The following is a 16,271-nucleotide window of genomic DNA, read 5'->3' on the forward strand; positions in this document are numbered from 1 at the left end:
TCCCGCCACGAGGACGCCCGACATGCAGTTTACTGTTCAACAAATCGCCGATTCCCTGGGGGTCGTCGCAGAAGGCCAGACTGGCCTGACCATCTTGCGGGCAGCCGAGCCGGGAGATGCCGGGCCAACCGATCTGGCCATGGCGATGTCGCCAAAATATGCTGAAGCCTTGGAGACCGGTGCAGCACGGGCCGCGGTTTTGTGGGATGGCGCGGACTGGAAAGCACTGGGGCTTGAGGCCGCCATTTTTGTGCAACGCCCCCGCATGGCGATGGCAGGGATCACCGCGATGCTGGATCGCGGGCAGGGGATCGCGCCGGGAATTCATCCATCGGCTGTCATTGATGAAACCGCCGAGATCGGGGTCGACGTATCGGTCGGCCCGCTTGCTGTTATCGGTGCGCGCGCGCGCGTCGGCGCGGGTTCGGTTATCGGCCCGCATTGCGTGATCGGGATGGATGCGTCGCTTGGTGAAAACGCGCTGCTGCGCGAAATGGTAAGCATCGGTGCGCGGGCTCAAATCGGTGATCGCTTTATCGCGCAGCCAGGTGCCCGTATCGGCGGGGACGGTTTCAGCTATGTCACACCAGAAGTCTCGGGTGCCGAAAATGCGCGGAAAACTCTGGGTGATCAGGGGGATGCAAAGGCGCAAAGCTGGTTGCGCATCCATTCGCTGGGTGCGGTCGAGATTGGCGATGACGTCGAGGTCGGCTCGAACTGCACTGTCGACAACGGGACCATACGCAATACTGTAATCGGAAGTGGATCGAAACTGGATAATCTTGTCCACGTGGGACACAACACCCGAGTCGGGCGGGATTGTTTGTTATGTGGGCAAACCGGCGTTTCTGGTTCGGTCGAGATTGGTAATAACGTAGTACTGGGCGGTCAGACTGGTGTTGTCGATAATATTTTCATCGGTGATGGCGTGATTGCCGGTGGCGGCACCAAGATTCTGTCAAATGTTCCTGCTGGTCGCGTAATCATGGGCTACCCGGGCATTAAAATGGAAAGCCATACCGAGATATATAAAGCCCAACGTCGTCTGCCCCGATTGTCGCGCGACGTCGAGGCGTTGAAAAAGGCTGTTTTCAAACAGCCTTCAAGTGATTAAATCATCCCCAAGGCGAAAATCAGGGGATCGAGATGAGCATCAGCGACCGCGTCATAGCAATCATTGCCGAACAGGCCGTGCTTGAGCCTTCGGATGTGACGCCCGACAGTACGCTCGAAGAATTGGGCATCGATAGCCTGGGTCTTGTTGAGAGTATCTTTGCCATCGAGGAAGAGTTCGATATCACCGTGCCCTTCAACGCAAACGAGCCCACATCCGGCGATTTCGACATTTCGAATGTGACAGCGATCATTGCGGGTATCGAAAAACTCGTGTCTGAAAAGGTCTGACCGCTGGTATGAAACGCGTCGTCATTACGGGTGCTGGCACCATTAACGCGTTGGGCCATTCCGTCCCCGACACTCTGGAAGCCATGCGCGAGGGTCGTTGTGGTATCTCCGACCTTGAGTTTCGTGATGTGGATCGCCTGTCGATCAAGATCGGTGGTCAAGTCCGGGGTTTTGAGGCCGAGGGCCGTTTCAACCGCCAACAGATGACGCTGTATGATCGGTTCACGCAGTTCACGTTAACCGCCGCCAAAGAAGCGATCGATCAATCCGGCATCGTATTCTCGGGTGACACAGCCGCGCGGTCGGGGGTGGTTCTGGGAACGGCCGGTGGTGGCGTCTCCACCTGGGATGACAACTACCGCTCGGTTTACGAGGATGGCAAAAATCGCGTGCATCCTTTTGTCGTGCCCAAGCTGATGAACAACGCGGCGGCCAGCCACGTTTCAATGGAGCACAACCTCAAAGGCCCTAGCTTTACAGTATCAACAGCGTGTGCGTCTTCGAACCATGCGATGGCGCAGGCATTTCAGATGGTGCGCAGCGGGGCAGCGCCCGCAATGGTGACCGGTGGCTCGGAGTCGATGCTGTGCTTTGGGGGCGTCAAGGCATGGGAAGGGCTTCGCGTCATGTCAAAAGATGCCTGTCGGCCCTTTAGCGCAAACCGAAACGGGATGGTGCAAGGCGAAGGTGCGGGTGTTTTTGTGTTCGAAGAATACGAACACGCGCGCGCGCGCGGAGCAGATATCCTGTGCGAGGTCGTGGGATTCGCCATGTCCTCGGACGCGGCCGACATAGTTATGCCCAGCAAACAAGGGGCAGCACGGGCCATGGCCGGGGCGTTATCGGATGCACGGCTGAATGCATGCGATGTGGGTTACATAAATGCCCATGGGACCGGCACGGCTGCAAATGACAAAACCGAATGCGCAGCCGTTGCTGGTGTGTTTGGTCCGCACGCCGACGATCTGATGATTTCGTCAACAAAGTCCATGCACGGTCACTTGATCGGCGGTACCGGGGCAGTTGAGCTATTAGCCTGTATCATGGCCCTGCGCGACGGGGTGATCGCCCCGACCATTGGCTATGAAGAGCCCGACCCCGAATGCGCGCTGGATGTGGTTCCAAACGAGGCGCGTGAGGCGAAAGTTAATGTCGCCCTTAGCAATGCTTTCGCCTTTGGTGGGCTGAACGCCGTTCTTGCGTTGAAGCGTATATGATGAAGCCGCCGTGTAATTACGGCGGCTTTCTTATTCGATGCTTTTGCGGGGCTTAGTTTATGGAAACGTTCAGTCCGTCAAAGCCTGCTGTGAAGCCAGACAAAGACATGTCCATATTCAGAACCTGATCTGGCAGGCGCGCAGGAACCAGCGACAGCACTGCCTTTTGGCCTGATTTCATCGCGTCGATATCACCCTGTGTCAAACCCAGTTGCGCCACACAGCCAACCGGAATGCAGTGGTGATAATTGTAAAGCTTGCGCGGTGCCCCATCGATCGACATAGCCAATTGCGCCTGCAGCAGGGTTTCGAGCGGTACAACAACATTCGCCCAAGCAACAGCGGCACCGCCTTCGGGCAGTTTTCCGATCGAAACTTCGGCAATCGGATCACCCTGTTGGTTATTCAGGATCTGAACCATCGCGCAGGGATCGTCTTCGCCTTCGGTTTTGATGCAGGAAATATTCCATTCACCCGTTTGTTCTTTGACGTATTGCTCGCCAACACGGGGACCGGATTCACCCAGATCCAGATCGCTGCCAACTTCGGCTTCATCACCGGCTTCAGGTTGCTGTGTGGTTTCCTGCGCAAATGCTGTTCCGCACAACAGTGCTGCGGCCGCCACATTAAAAGGGACAAGTTTCCTGATCATGAATGCCTCATCTAACTGATCCAGTTTTTTGTTTCCTCTATCACCGCAATTCAGTGGTGTCAGGGTAAATCCGAATTCCAGACCGTGAATTGATCGTTTTTTGCCGAAATGCGTGGGAAACATCGCGATCTGCAACGAAAAAGGGAGCCGGTGGAGCGGCTCCCTTCCTGAATATTTTCTCCCCGTCGGACTGGCCGACTTAGTTATGCGCAGACGTTACGAAAGGGGAACCCGTTGGTCAACTCCTAACCCTAAAAAACTATTCTTGCGTCTTTCGGTTTTCGTAGAATTTAAAAAAAAGCCGTGCCCAAAGGCACGGCCAGTCGACAGGGAGGAAGTTTGCCCCCGCAGCCAGGCCACGAGAAGCAACATTTACTCTCGCAGCGAAAGGTTAACTTTGTATGCTTGCAGCAGATCGGTAGAATTCGGGACAGATTTTCAATGGACAACAAGATCTTCGTAGGCGGTGGTGGCGACGGCTATTCAGTGGCACAGGGGCTGTCGCTTAAATATGCGAACCGCCATGGCCTGATTGCCGGTGCGACCGGTACGGGCAAAACGGTTACGCTGCAAATTCTGGCTGAAGGCTTCTCACAGGCGGGGGTTCCAGTGTTTCTGGCCGATGTGAAAGGTGACTTGTCGGGGCTGGCGCTGCCTGGAAGCGAAACCCACAAATTACACCAGGCTTTTTTGGATCGGGCCGCGAAGATCGGGTTCGGCACATTCTCTTACGCCGCGTGTCCAGTCACGTTCTGGGATCTGTTTGGCGAGCAAGGGCATCCGGTCCGAACCACCGTAACCGAGATGGGCCCACTGCTGCTATCGCGATTGATGGAACTGAGTGAGGCGCAGGAAGGCATTCTGAACATCGCCTTTCGGGTCGCAGACGAAGAAGGCATGCCGCTGCTTGACCTGAAAGACCTGCAGGCATTGCTGGTCTGGATAGGCGAGAATCGCGCCCAACTATCGCTGCGCTATGGCAATGTCTCGACATCTTCGATCGGTGCTATTCAACGCCGCTTGCTGGTTCTGGAAAATCAGGGCGGTACCAATCTATTTGGCGAGCCTGCGTTGGACCTGGCCGACCTGATGCGGACAGATGCGAACGGGCAGGGGATGGTGAACATTCTGGCCTCTGACAAGCTGATGGGCTCTCCGCGCCTATACGCGACTTTCCTGTTGTGGCTGCTTAGCGAATTGTTTGAAGAACTGCCCGAAGTGGGGGACCCTGAAAAACCGAAGCTGGTGTTCTTCTTTGACGAAGCGCACTTGCTGTTCGAGGACGCCCCCAAGGTGCTGGTGGACAAGGTCGAGCAGGTGGCGCGCCTGATCCGATCAAAGGGCGTTGGCGTTTATTTCATCACGCAGAATCCGGCAGACATCCCGGAAGATATTTTGGGTCAGCTGGGCAACCGGGTCCAACATGCGCTGCGGGTTTTCACAGCGCGCGACCGCAAGAATCTGCGACTTGCTGCTGAGACCTATCGTGAAAACCCAGCTTTCGATACTGAGACCGCAATCCGAGAGGTGGGCGTGGGCGAGGCCGTGACGTCGATGCTGCAAAAGAAGGGTGTACCGGGCGTGGTCGAGCGCACTTTGATCCGGCCACCGGGCTCTCAACTTGGTCCGATTACCAAAGCTGAGCGTCAGTCGGTGATCAAAGCTTCGCCGATGGATGCAAAATACGGCAAGCGTATCGACCGCAAATCGGCGTTTGAGATTCTGCAGGCGCGCGCGGATGCCGCTGCGAATGCGGCGGAACAGGCGGAATCCGACGAAGTTCTGGAACAGCAGAGCCCGGCAGAACGCGAATACGCCTCGGCCCGAAGGTATTCGGGCAACCGCGTTGGGCGATCGTCTTCTCGTCTTTCGCGCAAAAAGGATACCTTCGCCACAGCCATGAGCGAGGCCGTGATCAAAGAACTGAAAGGAACAACTGGCCGCCGCATCGTCAGGGGCATACTGGGCGGCTTGTTCCGCAATCGCTAGAATCCGGAGTGCGGCGCGCGCCGAACCAGTCGCGCGCCCATATTGTTATCGATTAAGCCGGCGCAGGCCTTCCTGTCTGCAATAATTATCCGCCTCGGGCACCGACATTTTGGTGGCCGGAAAATCGATTGCGCGGTCCCAGGTGACGCGGTCCTGGCGGTAAAGCTGACAGGTCACAACACCTTTGGGCGTCTGGACCTTGACCGGGGTGGTCTCCAACTGTTCGGGTGAGGGAATACACGCTGATAGCGTTGCCATCAGCGGGATCCCGATTGCGAAAACTCTGAGTGGTTTAATCATTGCGACTACGGTGCTCTCATCTTGGTTAACTGTCAGATCGTTACAACTCCGCACCAAACAAACATGGTATGGGGCACAGCGCGATGTGGTGGATCACGATACACCGATTTAGAGCGTTCTGACTCGCCGCACAATAAAACGCACCGATTAACGGTGCGTTAGGGGAATTTCGCAAGAAATTTTGCTTATTTCTCGGGGATCAGCCCTCTTGGACTGAATCTGAGAACAATCAAAAGAATCAGCCCCATGGTGAACAGGCGCATATGTGCGGCGCTATCGATCAGATGCGTCTTAAGTGCGCTGCCGTCAGGCATGCCTGAGGTTATCAGGTTCATCAGCCACAGGCCCATGGGTTCGACTTGAACCCACAGGAACCAGATCAGGAACGCTCCCAGTACGGCACCGAAATTGTTGCCCGACCCGCCGACGATCACCATGACCCAGACAAGGAATGTAAAGCGAAGCGGGTTGTAAGTGCCCGGCGTCAGCTGCCCGTCCAAAGTGGTCATCATCGCACCGGCGATGCCGCAGATGGCCGAGCCCAGCACGAAGATCTGCAGATGGCGGCGGGTGACATCCTTGCCCATCGCCTCGGCGGCGACCTCGTTGTCGCGGATGGCGCGCATCATGCGGCCCCAAGGGCTTTTCAACGCCATCTGAGCCATCCACAGCAGCACCAGGAGCACGATCAGGAACAGCAAAGAGTAGCCCAGCTTGACGGAAAGCGTCGAGGCAGTAACCGGATCCAGCCCGAACCACTCGGCCCTTGCAAGGAAAGTTGGGTCTTGCTGCAATTCAACTTCGTAGCCAACCACCGGTGAGGGGCGTGGAATGCCGTAGACGTTCTTGACCCCACGTGCCAGCCAGTCCTCGTTTTTCATGACGGCGATGATGATCTCGGCGATACCAAGTGTGGCAATTGCCAAATAGTCCGAGCGCAGGCCCAGCGCCGTTTTTCCGATCAGCCATGCTGCGCCCGCCGCCAAAAGTCCCCCGGCAGGCCAAGCGAATAGGACAGGAAGGTTCAAACCGCCGATATTACCTGCGACAGCAGGATCAATCGCTTCGATCGCAGCTACGTTGGGATCAAAAATTGCGCGGTAAACAAAAAAACCTACGACCAGAATACCGATGATTGCAAAGGTTTGTGTGCGTCCCTTGGGCATTTTTTGGGCCACCATCACAGCTGCAACCACGGTTGCCGCGCCCATCAAAAGCGACAGGATGACGCCATATCCTCCACCAGACCAGGCGCCGGGGGTTGGGGGTGTCGAGACCAGCACAACCGCCAGCCCGCCCAGCGCTACAAAGCCCATGACACCAACGTTGAAGAGGCCAGCAAAGCCCCATTGCAGGTTGACGCCAATCGACATGATGGCCGAGATCAAGCCCATGTTCAGGATCAGGATTGCGGCGTTCCAGCTTTGGGTGAATCCGGTCAACAGGATGAGTGCGCCGACGACCACAAAAAGCAGCGTGTTTTTGACGGGCTCGCTCATATCACTTTTCCTTTGAACAAGCCGGTTGGCTTAAACAGAAGTACGATCAGCAAAATGGCAAAGCTGACAGCGAATTTGTAATCGGTGGACAGGAACTGCACCAAACCTGACGGCTCCAGATTTTCAGGTGCCAGATAAGTCAGCACTTTCTTCCACGCGTAGGTGATCGTCACCTCAGAAAACGCGATGATGAAACCGCCCGCGATAGCGCCCAGAGGGTTTCCTAGGCCACCCACGATAGCCGAGGCAAAAATCGGCAGCAAAAGCTGGAAATAGACAAATGGCTTGAAGCTTTTGTCGAGGCCGTAAAGCACGCCCGCAGTGGTCGCCAGCGCGGCAACGATGATCCATGTGATCATCACCACGCGCTCGGGGTTGATACCGGACAGCAACGCAAGATCCTCATTGTCAGAATAGGCCCGCATCGATTTGCCAGTGCGCGTTTTGTTCAGGAACCAGAACAACAGCGCCACGGCGACAACCGCCACGATCACCGTGATGCCCTGGGAGGTCTTGATTGCCAGCCCCTCACGCAGCCCAGTCATCGCCTTGAAATCTCGCGCCGAGACGATGAAACGCGCTCCGTCCGAGAACCTTTGGTCATCCGGACCGATGATGAAACGAACCAGCCCGTTCATGATGAACATCACACCCATCGAGACGATCACCAGAATGACCGGTTTGGCCTTCTGTTCCCGATAGAAGCGATAGACCAACCGGTCGGTGATCAGCACCAGAACGATACAGCCCAGAATGGCAAAGGGCAGGGCGAGCAGAGCGGTCGGTAACGGCCCGAAGCTGACCCCGGCGGCCTGCAGACCCCATGTGACCAGCACGGCGATCATCGCGCCAAAGGCCATCGTATCGCCATGGGCAAAGTTAGAAAACCGCAGGATGCCGTAGATCAGCGTCACCCCCAAAGCGCCCAGCGCCAACTGGCTGCCATAGGCGATTGCGGGAACAAGAACGAAGTTGGAGAGCGCCACAAGGGCGTTGAGGAAGTCCATTAGTTCGTTACCTCATTTTCCAAGTTCGTACGTCTTTTCGACCTGATTTCAGAGTGATCAAACACGAGAGTAGCTGTCACTGGCGTCATCCCCCCAAGAAACTCTTGCGAACTTCTGGATCGGCCAACAGCTCCTTGCCTGTCCCGGTATAGGCATTGCGACCCTGGACCAGTACATATCCCTTGTCCGCAATCTCCAGCGCCTGACGGGCATTCTGTTCGACCATCAGGATCGGTAACCCGGTGCGCGAGACCTCGATGATCCGGTCGAACAGCTCATCCATCACGATTGGTGAGACACCGGCGGTGGGTTCGTCCAGCATCAACACCTTGGGCTGGGTCATTAGCGCACGGCCCACGGCGACCTGTTGACGTTGACCACCTGACAGCTCTCCGGCGGCCTGATTGCGTTTGTCGCGGAGAATGGGGAAGAGGTCATAGACCTGTTCCATCGTCTGGCTGATGTCGTCGCGCCGGATGAAAGCACCCATCTCTAGGTTCTCTTCCACTGTCATCGACGTAAAAATGTTCGAGGTCTGCGGGACAAAGCCCATGCCGCGTACCACGCGGTCTTGCGGGCTGAGATTGGTGATATCTTCGCCATCCAGCCGCACAGACCCTTGGCGTACGTCCAGCATGCCAAACACAGCCTTCATTGCGGTGGATTTGCCCGCGCCGTTGGGGCCGACGATCACCGCGATCTCGCCCTTATCAACGGCGATGGTGCAGTCATGCAGGATGTCCGGCCCTTTGCCATAGCCACCGGTCATGGTGTCGCCAATCAGGAAAGGACCGCCCTCGACCCGTTGCGTTTCACCGCTTTTGCGATGCGCTGGTGTCATGGTGCCGACACCATGCGTATTGGTGATCGAGGCGTCCTTGTTGCCCTTGTCGTCCTGGTAGGGGTTGTCGCTCATGCGCCCGCCTCCAGCTTGTCTTTGTTCTTCAGGCCGGTGCCTAGGTAAGCTTCGATCACGTGCTCATTGGCCTTGATCTCGTCCAGAGTGCCTTCGGCCAACACCTTGCCCTCGGCCATGCAAATGACCGGGTCGCAAATCTTGCCGATGAAATCCATGTCGTGCTCGATGACCACGAAGGTATAGCCGCGTTCCTTGTTCAGGCGCAGGATCGTGTCGGCGATGGTCATCAGCAGGGTGCGGTTCACACCAGCGCCGACCTCGTCCAAAAACACGATCTTGGCATCGACCATCATGGTTCGGCCAAGTTCCAGCAGCTTCTTCTGACCGCCCGAGACCTGACCGGCCTTGTGATCGGCGAGATGTTCGATTGTCAGGAACTCCAGCACCTCATCGGCTTTCGCCCTAAGTGCGCGTTCCTCTTCCGCGATACGCTTACGCCCGAACCATGTGTTCCACAGCGATTCCCCGGATTGTGCGCCGGGCACCATCATCAGGTTTTCACGGCAGCTCATCGACGAAAACTCATGCGCGATCTGGAAGGTGCGCAGCAGGCCTTTATGAAACAGCTCATGCGGGGGCAGGCCAGTGATATCCTCACCGTCCATGTGTACCTTACCGCTAGTCGGTGGAAGTACGCCCGCGATCACGTTGAATAGCGTGGTTTTTCCGGCCCCGTTCGGTCCGATCAGACCGGTGATCGAGCCCTTTTGGATTTCCAGCGATGCCCCGTCCACCGCATGAAACCCGCCGAAATGCTTGTGCACGTCATCGACGACGATCATCTTTTCCCCTAGCCGCCGTTTTCGGCGTTTTTACCATCCCCGTTAACCGGAGTGCGGCCTTTTTTCATTGAAACAGCCCGGACACAAGGGCCGGGCTGCTTGTTTTTATGACTTTTAACCTTGGATCAACGGAAGTTGACGGTCTTGTTTTCGCCGTCGGTCACCTCGATCTCGCGATAGGAACCTGCGCTTTCACCAGGGCCGATCAGCTCAACGCCCGATGCGCCGACATAATCGATGTCCTGACCGGCAGCCAACAGCTCCAGACCTTTAGCCAGTTCTCCGGGAAAGATTTGCTCACCCGGAGCATTGGCGACATCCATGATTTTCGCGCCGTATTCAGCGGGGTTGGTCGAACCTGCGGCCTGCATCGCCAGCATGAACAGCGCGGCGGCGTCATAGCTTTCCGGCGAGTAGGGCGACGAACCGTCGAAGCCTGCAGCTTCGGCCATGGCAAAGTACTTCTCGGCACCTTCACCGCCCGAGCCAGCGATCTGACCGAACGAGCCGTTCAGGTCGGGACCAACGTTTGCCGGCAGCGAGTCACCGATCATGCCGCCCGGCAGACCGAACGTGTCAAACGCTCCACTGTCCAGCGCCGACTGGATGATGCCCAGACCACCCTGATCCAGATAGCCGGCAACGACCAGAATATCGCCACCGGCCGAGGCCAGCGCGCCCACTTCAGCCGAGTAGTCGGCTTTGCCGTCTTCGTGCGCGGCAACGATGGTCACCTCGCCACCCGATGCCTCGAACGAGGACTGGATCGCATCCGCCAGACCCTTGCCATAGTCGTTGTTGGTGTATGTCAGAGCAATCGAGCTGATGCCACGGTCATTCAGGATGTCTGCCATTACCTGACCTTCACGCGCATCCGACGGCGCGGTGCGGAAGAACAGGCCGTTGTCTTCCATGGTCGACAGACCCGGAGACGTGGCCGACGGCGAGATCATGACCATGCCGTTCGGGATTGCGACGTTTTGCAGGATCGCGCCAGTGACGCCCGAGCAGTCGCCGCCGATGATACCGGCAACGCCATCGGCAATCATACGTTCGCCGTTCGAGGTGGCCAGACCATTGTCGATACAGCCGGTATCGGCGCGGGTTCCGGTCACGCTTGCGCCGTCCAGCAGTTTGCCGGATTCGGTGACCTCGGCCATCGCCATTTCAGCGCCCGAACCCATGGCCGGGGCCAGCGATTCAATCGGGCCTGTAAAGCCGAACAGCACGCCCAGCTTCACGTCCTCGGCCATAGCGGTACCCGCCAGCAGAGCGGTTGCTGCAGTAGCGGTAAGCAGCTTTTTCATTAGGTTACTCCCTATTTATCGTTTGAACGTCGTCGTTCTGGGCATGACCCTAGGCAAGCTGTCCGAAAAAGAAAAGTCCTAACAAAAAAGTGCTTTTGAAAGCAGCAATCCTATCTGTTTTGTTAGGCTAGGTCAGTTTGTTGCGGTGCACCACTAGGGATTGGGTCGATATGATCAGAACTTTTGCGATTCTCATTCTGTCGTGCTGGTCGATTGCAGGCTGGTCCGATGTCATCAACACAACCGGCGGGCCGGTTCAGGTTACTCAGGTGGTCAGAGGCCTTGATACACCTTGGGCGATTGGCATTCTTCCGGATGGCAGCTTTGTTGTCACTGAGCGAGATGGCGAGCTTTTGTACGTTGCCGGAGGTGAGGCGAAGCGCATCAAGGGTCTGCCAAAAGTGGTCGCGAACGGGCAGGGCGGTTTGCTAGATGTCACCATCGCGCGTGACTTCAATCGGACCCGCGAGCTTTTTCTGACTTTCTCCAAATCGCAACGAGGCGGTGCAGGCACCGCTGTCGCTGTCGCTCGTTTATCGGAGAACGGAGAACGTCTGACCAATCTGCGTGTGATATTCGAGGCCTCTCCCGGTGGCTCCGGCGGGCGCCACTTTGGTTCTCGTGTCGTTGAAGCGAATGATGGCACGTTGTTCGTCACTATCGGTGACCGAGGTGATCGCCCGGCTGCGCAGGATCGAACGAACCACATGGGTACGGTCATTCGGATCAACCGTGATGGTTCAGTTCCCAGTGATAACCCGTTTGTGGGCAATCCCGGTGTCCGCCCCGAGATCTGGTCGTTTGGTCACAGAAACCCTCAGGGTGCCAATTTGGATCAGCAGGGCCGGCTTTGGGTTTCGGAACACGGGGCAAAAGGCGGGGATGAGGTTAATCTGATCAGACCCGGTGCCAATTATGGCTGGCCAGTGATTTCGTATGGCGTTCATTATTCGGGTCAGAAGATCGGTGAAGGCACGTCGAAGCAAGGAATGGAACAGCCCGAGCATTATTGGGATCCTTCCATCGCACCCTCTGGCTTGATGGTCTATTCCGGAAAACTTTGGCCGGAATGGAAGGGGAATCTGTTCGTTGGCTCTTTGAAATTCGACTACATTGCACGTTTGGCGGGCGATCCTCTGCGTGAGGCTGAGCAGATCGAAGGCCCCGAGACCGAACGTGTTCGCGACATCGCCGAAGCACCAGATGGGTCGATCTGGTTCATTTCCGTCGGGCAAGGCGCGGTTTACCGAATGACGCCCCTCTGACGGTATAAAACGGGGTTAGGGCGTTTGCTTCTATGCCATTCGGTCACGGTGTATCTGTTTCGGGCTTCAGGGTGATCAGGAGATTTGAATGAGTGATTTTGTAATCGAGCTTTGTGAAACAATGCCGCCAAAGCGCGAACTGAATACGATCCTGGCACAATATTACGCGCTTATCGTGCAACGAATGCAGGATATGGGCTTTGAGATTGATCCAGCAGCCCCCGAAAGCGCATTGGCGGAGTTTTGGGCGCATACAGAGGATTACCTACCCCCGAATGGATGTCTTGTGGTGGCGCGAAACGATGCCGGAGACATCATTGGATGTGGGATGCTGAAACGATTTGATCACCAAACCGGAGAACTTAAGCGGGTTTTTGTAACCGAGGAGGCACGGGGGACCGGTGCCGGGCGTGCTTTGATCGAAGCCCGGGAACAGGCCGCGCGTGATATGGGTTTGAAACGCCTCATCGCCGATACGCTTACACCGAATGTCGAAATGCGCGACCTGTACCCCAAACTTGGTTTTGTTGAACTGGACTCACCAATCGAAACCACGACCCATCTGGATCAACCGATGTTACGGCCGCACCTGCACTACTTTGCGAAAGATTTGTAAGGTTTCCCTGCGGCCGTGAATCAAACAGACAACCGACCGCTCTGTGCACCGCGTTCGCGATAAGGCGTGGTGTTGTAATGCGCCCGGTAGCATTTGGAGAAATGCGACGGGCTGGCAAAGCCGCAAGCCAGCGCCACATTGATGACGCTCATATCGGTCTGCATCAGCAAGTTCCGCGCTTTATGCAGGCGCAGTTCCATGTAGTAGCGCTTGGGCGAGCGGCTGAGATAGCGGCGGAACAGACGTTCTAGCTGGCGCGTCGACATGCCTACGTCCTTGGCTAGAATAGAAGGCGAGATTGGCTCTTCTATGTTCTTTTCCATCATCAGGATAACCTGACTGAGCTTGGGGTGGCGCACGCCGATCCGTGTAGGTGTCGACAGACGTTGCGTGTCCTGATCCGTACGTATCGAAGAATAGATCATCTGATCAGCGACCGCGTTGGCCAGATCTTCTCCGTAATCTTCGGCAATCAGCTTGAGCATCAGGTCAATCGAGGATGTGCCGCCTGCAGTTGTCATTCGGTTGCCATCAACCAAAAACACCGACTTGGTCAGCTCTACTGTGTCGAATTCTTCGGCAAAACTGTCTGAGTTTTCCCAATGGATCGTTGCGCGCTTGCCTTCCAGCAAACCGGCTTTGGCCAGCGTATAGGCCGCGGTGCAAAGACCGCCGATTTTCAACCCTTTACGCGCTTCGCGGCGTACCCAGTTCAGGATGCGTTTGGTGGTTGCCGCTTGTACATCGACCCCCCCGCAGATCAGGACGACGTCGTCACGCTGCAATTCGGTCAGATCAGAATCAAGATTGAAAGAAGTTCCGGCTGAACAAGTCACTGTTTCACCGCGTTCGCCCGTCAAGGTCCAGGTATAAAGCTCTCGGTTGGCCATTCGATTGGCGATCCGCAGACTGTCCAAAGCCGAAGCGAATGACAAAAGGGAAAACTTGTCCAAGAGCACAAATACAAAGTTATGCGGCTTGCCTGTGCTATGATCCACAGTGACAACTTGGCGTTGCTCTTGCATGGCGAACTGTCCTTGATTCGGCGCGCACCGGGATTTCCACGGTGGCGGATATGCCAGTCACCATGCTCAAAGCTTGATTATGGCGTCAAGAGGCGCAAAAGGGATATGGCCTCTCATTCATGCATTTTGTATAGAGGCCACCTGAAATACTTCAGCGGAGATATAAGCTATGACTGAATGGCAAAAAACGAACTGGCGCAACAAGCCCCGGGTTCAGATGCCAGACTATACCGACGCGGCCGCGCTGGCCAAAGTCGAGGCGCAGCTTTCGCAGTATCCCCCGCTGGTTTTTGCGGGTGAAGCGCGACGGCTGAAGCAGCATCTGGGGGCCGCTGGCCGGGGCGAGGCGTTCCTGCTGCAAGGCGGGGATTGTGCTGAAAGCTTTGAACAATTCAGCGCCGATGCGATCCGCGACACGTTCAAGGTGATGCTGCAGATGGCAATGGTGCTGACCTATGGCGCCAAGGTACCCGTGGTGAAAGTTGGCCGCATGGCGGGCCAGTTCGCAAAACCGCGCAGCGCACCGACCGAAGTTGTGGAGGGCGTGGAACTGCCCAGCTACCGCGGTGATATCATCAATGAGCTGGCCTTCACGCCCGAGGCACGCATCCCGAATCCCGACAAGATGCTTCAGGCCTACACTCAGGCAGCAGCAACACTGAACCTGCTGCGGGCGTTCTCGACTGGTGGCTTTGCGGATATGAGCCACGTGCACTCGTGGACGCTGGGTTTTGCCGATGGGCAAGATGTTCAGAAATACTCTGAGATCGCTGACCGCATTCAGGATTCGATCGATTTCATGGGGGCTGCGGGCATCACCGCCGACACCACCCACGAATTCTCATCGGTGGAGTTCTACACCAGCCACGAAGGCCTGTTGCTTGAGTATGAAGAGGCGCTGACCCGTCTGGATTCGACCTCGGGCAATTGGTTGGCTGGTTCCGGGCACATGATCTGGATCGGCGACCGCACCCGTCAGCCCGACGGTGCGCATGTCGAGTTCTGCCGGGGCGTACTGAACCCGATCGGTCTGAAATGTGGTCCGACAACCAGTGCCGAAGACCTCAAGGTCCTGATGTCCAAGCTGAACCCCGAAAACGAAGAAGGGCGCTTGACCCTGATCGCGCGCTTTGGTGCAGGTAAAGCGGGTGAGCATCTGCCGCGTCTGGTCAAAGCCGTAAAGGAAGAGGGCGCACAGGTTACTTGGGTCTGCGATCCGATGCATGGCAACACGATCAAATCCGCGACCGGCTACAAGACCCGGCCGTTTGATTCCGTGCTGCGCGAAGTACGCGATTTCTTTGGCGTACATCAGGCTGAAGGCACGATCCCCGGTGGTGTTCATTTCGAGATGACAGGGCTGGATGTCACCGAATGCACCGGAGGTGTGCGCGCGGTGACCGAAGAGGATCTTTCGGATCGCTATCACACAGCTTGTGACCCGCGCCTGAACGCCTCGCAGTCGCTGGAACTTGCATTCCTTGTCGCGGAAGAACTGACCAACCTACGTCGTGACCGCAGCAAGCGCGCTGCAAGCTGACTTCGAATACATCCTGAATTAGTAAGACGGCGGGCCTCATGCCCGCCGTTTTCATTTAGTCGTCACGTGATGATACCAACCTTAAGTGCGGTGCCCCTTTGAACGTGGTCTGGTCTTCAGCGAACCCCTCTGCTTGCTGTTGGACAGGCCTCGGAGGCTGTTGCAAATCAGAGATCGTGTTGACGCGGCGATCCGAGACGATGAAGCGACGCGGTGTCGACCCGATGGTTCCGTCGCTGACCATGACCCCAAGAATGCGGCTGACGTCGCCCAGATCGCTTTTAAGCGGCAGCAGGATCATGCGGGCCTGAAGGCTGGTTCGTCCGAGCTTGCCTTTCGAAAGCAAGCCCAGTTCAGCAACTGCGGGGCCGGTGAGGACTTGGTCCAGAATGGATTTGACATCATCGCGGGCGCTCGGTTCGAAAAAAGCCGTTAGAGGCATACCGCGAACTTCCATGCCCGCCAGATCGTTCAGGTGACTTCCCGCCAGCCGAAACCGGGCCAAACCCGGCGCGATGCGTTCCAGTATGAATGTGTATTCGAGAATATTCTCCAGGCCGCGCGGATCGATCTGCGAGCGCATCGGAACGCCTTCACCTGTCAGCAAGGCGGTCCAATAGGCTTCGGCCTGACGGATGGGAGAAAGGCTTCGCCCGTTGTCAAATCGGTCCATTGCGATGATCTTTCCAAGTTCTGAGCCGGAACCAGTCCCGAAAAAGGTTTTCATTTCATCACCCTACCGTCAATCA

16 protein-coding genes are annotated in these 16,271 nt (G+C 56.6%); 7 read left to right on the forward strand and 9 right to left on the reverse strand.

Translation table 11 applies throughout. The features are described from left to right. Nucleotides 1-22 precede the first annotated feature (22 nt). The 3 genes from lpxD to AC2TEM_RS01645 are packed head-to-tail and all read left to right on the forward strand — an operon-like array spanning nucleotide 23 to nucleotide 2,621. Nucleotides 23-1,114 carry a UDP-3-O-(3-hydroxymyristoyl)glucosamine N-acyltransferase gene (gene lpxD / locus AC2TEM_RS01635; RefSeq protein WP_170421689.1) on the forward strand — a complete coding sequence of 364 codons (1,092 nt, stop codon included), beginning with the start codon at nucleotides 23-25 and terminating at the stop codon, nucleotides 1,112-1,114. 32 nt (nucleotides 1,115-1,146) lie between these two features. After that, nucleotides 1,147-1,404 (forward strand): acyl carrier protein, encoded by a 258-nt coding sequence (locus AC2TEM_RS01640; protein ID WP_170393043.1) that lies wholly within the window; start codon nucleotides 1,147-1,149, stop codon nucleotides 1,402-1,404. A gap of 8 nt (nucleotides 1,405-1,412) precedes the next feature. Then, nucleotides 1,413-2,621: a beta-ketoacyl-[acyl-carrier-protein] synthase family protein gene (locus AC2TEM_RS01645; protein ID WP_170421687.1), complete on the forward strand. Its 1,209-nt coding sequence runs from the start codon at nucleotides 1,413-1,415 to the stop codon at nucleotides 2,619-2,621. 52 nt (nucleotides 2,622-2,673) lie between these two features. Here the strand turns inward: AC2TEM_RS01645 and AC2TEM_RS01650 are convergent, their stop codons facing one another. Beyond that, nucleotides 2,674-3,273 carry an invasion associated locus B family protein gene (locus AC2TEM_RS01650; protein WP_170421684.1) on the reverse strand — a complete coding sequence of 200 codons (600 nt, stop codon included), beginning with the start codon at nucleotides 3,271-3,273 and terminating at the stop codon, nucleotides 2,674-2,676. A gap of 441 nt (nucleotides 3,274-3,714) precedes the next feature. On the opposite strand from AC2TEM_RS01650, the gene AC2TEM_RS01655 reads away from it, so the two are divergent. Then, a complete protein-coding gene (locus AC2TEM_RS01655) occupies nucleotides 3,715-5,262 on the forward strand; it encodes a helicase HerA-like domain-containing protein (RefSeq protein WP_480855964.1) in 1,548 nt (515 codons plus the stop codon). A 45-nt stretch (nucleotides 5,263-5,307) separates the two neighbouring features. On the opposite strand, the gene AC2TEM_RS01660 is transcribed toward AC2TEM_RS01655, so the two are convergent. The 6 genes from AC2TEM_RS01660 to AC2TEM_RS01685 all read right to left on the reverse strand — a co-directional run bounded on the left by AC2TEM_RS01660 (nucleotide 5,308) and on the right by AC2TEM_RS01685 (nucleotide 11,076). Continuing rightward, nucleotides 5,308-5,520: a hypothetical protein gene (locus AC2TEM_RS01660; protein WP_480438555.1), complete on the reverse strand. Its 213-nt coding sequence runs from the start codon at nucleotides 5,518-5,520 to the stop codon at nucleotides 5,308-5,310. Between the two features lie 227 nt (nucleotides 5,521-5,747). Then, on the reverse strand, nucleotides 5,748-7,061 hold the full coding sequence (locus AC2TEM_RS01665; protein WP_170421678.1) for a branched-chain amino acid ABC transporter permease: 1,314 nt from the start codon (nucleotides 7,059-7,061) through the stop codon (nucleotides 5,748-5,750). Beyond that, nucleotides 7,058-8,068, reverse strand: coding sequence for a branched-chain amino acid ABC transporter permease (locus AC2TEM_RS01670; protein WP_170393049.1), 1,011 nt, complete (start codon nucleotides 8,066-8,068; stop codon nucleotides 7,058-7,060). The genes AC2TEM_RS01665 and AC2TEM_RS01670 overlap by 4 nt, the downstream gene beginning before the upstream one ends. A gap of 85 nt (nucleotides 8,069-8,153) precedes the next feature. Next, nucleotides 8,154-8,984, reverse strand: coding sequence for an ABC transporter ATP-binding protein (locus tag AC2TEM_RS01675; protein ID WP_170421675.1), 831 nt, complete (start codon nucleotides 8,982-8,984; stop codon nucleotides 8,154-8,156). Next, nucleotides 8,981-9,769 carry an ABC transporter ATP-binding protein gene (locus AC2TEM_RS01680; RefSeq protein ID WP_170421672.1) on the reverse strand — a complete coding sequence of 263 codons (789 nt, stop codon included), beginning with the start codon at nucleotides 9,767-9,769 and terminating at the stop codon, nucleotides 8,981-8,983. The genes AC2TEM_RS01675 and AC2TEM_RS01680 overlap by 4 nt, the downstream gene beginning before the upstream one ends. A 125-nt stretch (nucleotides 9,770-9,894) precedes the next feature. Then, the gene (locus AC2TEM_RS01685; RefSeq protein WP_170393052.1) at nucleotides 9,895-11,076 is read right to left on the reverse strand and encodes an ABC transporter substrate-binding protein; all 1,182 of its coding nucleotides are present in this window, start codon (nucleotides 11,074-11,076) and stop codon (nucleotides 9,895-9,897) included. Between the two features lie 170 nt (nucleotides 11,077-11,246). Between AC2TEM_RS01685 and AC2TEM_RS01690 the strand changes: the two genes are divergently transcribed. Further along, nucleotides 11,247-12,341 carry a PQQ-dependent sugar dehydrogenase gene (locus tag AC2TEM_RS01690; protein WP_170421669.1) on the forward strand — a complete coding sequence of 365 codons (1,095 nt, stop codon included), beginning with the start codon at nucleotides 11,247-11,249 and terminating at the stop codon, nucleotides 12,339-12,341. A gap of 88 nt (nucleotides 12,342-12,429) precedes the next feature. Further along, the gene (locus tag AC2TEM_RS01695) at nucleotides 12,430-12,957 is read left to right on the forward strand and encodes a GNAT family N-acetyltransferase (RefSeq protein WP_170421666.1); all 528 of its coding nucleotides are present in this window, start codon (nucleotides 12,430-12,432) and stop codon (nucleotides 12,955-12,957) included. A gap of 20 nt (nucleotides 12,958-12,977) precedes the next feature. Here the strand turns inward: AC2TEM_RS01695 and AC2TEM_RS01700 are convergent, their stop codons facing one another. After that, nucleotides 12,978-13,982, reverse strand: a complete 1,005-nt coding sequence (locus AC2TEM_RS01700) for a GlxA family transcriptional regulator (protein ID WP_170421663.1) — start codon at nucleotides 13,980-13,982, stop codon at nucleotides 12,978-12,980. A 169-nt stretch (nucleotides 13,983-14,151) separates the two neighbouring features. Here AC2TEM_RS01700 and AC2TEM_RS01705 point away from each other — a divergent pair, with 169 nt between their 5' ends. Further along, nucleotides 14,152-15,522 carry a class II 3-deoxy-7-phosphoheptulonate synthase gene (locus AC2TEM_RS01705; RefSeq protein WP_170421660.1) on the forward strand — a complete coding sequence of 457 codons (1,371 nt, stop codon included), beginning with the start codon at nucleotides 14,152-14,154 and terminating at the stop codon, nucleotides 15,520-15,522. A 55-nt stretch (nucleotides 15,523-15,577) separates the two neighbouring features. Here AC2TEM_RS01705 and AC2TEM_RS01710 read toward each other — a convergent pair whose 3' ends face one another. Next, the gene (locus AC2TEM_RS01710) at nucleotides 15,578-16,249 is read right to left on the reverse strand and encodes a PAS domain-containing protein (RefSeq protein ID WP_170421657.1); all 672 of its coding nucleotides are present in this window, start codon (nucleotides 16,247-16,249) and stop codon (nucleotides 15,578-15,580) included. Between the last annotated feature and the right edge of the window lie 22 nt (nucleotides 16,250-16,271).

The organism is Ruegeria sp. HKCCD3925, from assembly GCF_057221175.1.

Coding starts and splice junctions, on each gene's coding strand:
- AC2TEM_RS01710 (WP_170421657.1), bottom strand. CDS start 16,249: ATGAAAACCTTTTTCGGGACTGGTTCCGGCTCAGAACTTGGAAAGATC.
- AC2TEM_RS01650 (WP_170421684.1), bottom strand. CDS start 3,273: ATGATCAGGAAACTTGTCCCTTTTAATGTGGCGGCCGCAGCACTGTTG.
- AC2TEM_RS01705 (WP_170421660.1), top strand. CDS start 14,152: ATGACTGAATGGCAAAAAACGAACTGGCGCAACAAGCCCCGGGTTCAG.
- AC2TEM_RS01700 (WP_170421663.1), bottom strand. CDS start 13,982: ATGCAAGAGCAACGCCAAGTTGTCACTGTGGATCATAGCACAGGCAAG.
- AC2TEM_RS01685 (WP_170393052.1), bottom strand. CDS start 11,076: ATGAAAAAGCTGCTTACCGCTACTGCAGCAACCGCTCTGCTGGCGGGT.
- AC2TEM_RS01670 (WP_170393049.1), bottom strand. CDS start 8,068: ATGGACTTCCTCAACGCCCTTGTGGCGCTCTCCAACTTCGTTCTTGTT.
- AC2TEM_RS01665 (WP_170421678.1), bottom strand. CDS start 7,061: ATGAGCGAGCCCGTCAAAAACACGCTGCTTTTTGTGGTCGTCGGCGCA.
- AC2TEM_RS01695 (WP_170421666.1), top strand. CDS start 12,430: ATGAGTGATTTTGTAATCGAGCTTTGTGAAACAATGCCGCCAAAGCGC.
- AC2TEM_RS01640 (WP_170393043.1), top strand. CDS start 1,147: ATGAGCATCAGCGACCGCGTCATAGCAATCATTGCCGAACAGGCCGTG.
- AC2TEM_RS01690 (WP_170421669.1), top strand. CDS start 11,247: ATGATCAGAACTTTTGCGATTCTCATTCTGTCGTGCTGGTCGATTGCA.
- lpxD (WP_170421689.1), top strand. CDS start 23: ATGCAGTTTACTGTTCAACAAATCGCCGATTCCCTGGGGGTCGTCGCA.
- AC2TEM_RS01675 (WP_170421675.1), bottom strand. CDS start 8,984: ATGAGCGACAACCCCTACCAGGACGACAAGGGCAACAAGGACGCCTCG.
- AC2TEM_RS01655 (WP_480855964.1), top strand. CDS start 3,715: ATGGACAACAAGATCTTCGTAGGCGGTGGTGGCGACGGCTATTCAGTG.
- AC2TEM_RS01680 (WP_170421672.1), bottom strand. CDS start 9,769: ATGATCGTCGTCGATGACGTGCACAAGCATTTCGGCGGGTTTCATGCG.
- AC2TEM_RS01660 (WP_480438555.1), bottom strand. CDS start 5,520: ATGGCAACGCTATCAGCGTGTATTCCCTCACCCGAACAGTTGGAGACC.
- AC2TEM_RS01645 (WP_170421687.1), top strand. CDS start 1,413: ATGAAACGCGTCGTCATTACGGGTGCTGGCACCATTAACGCGTTGGGC.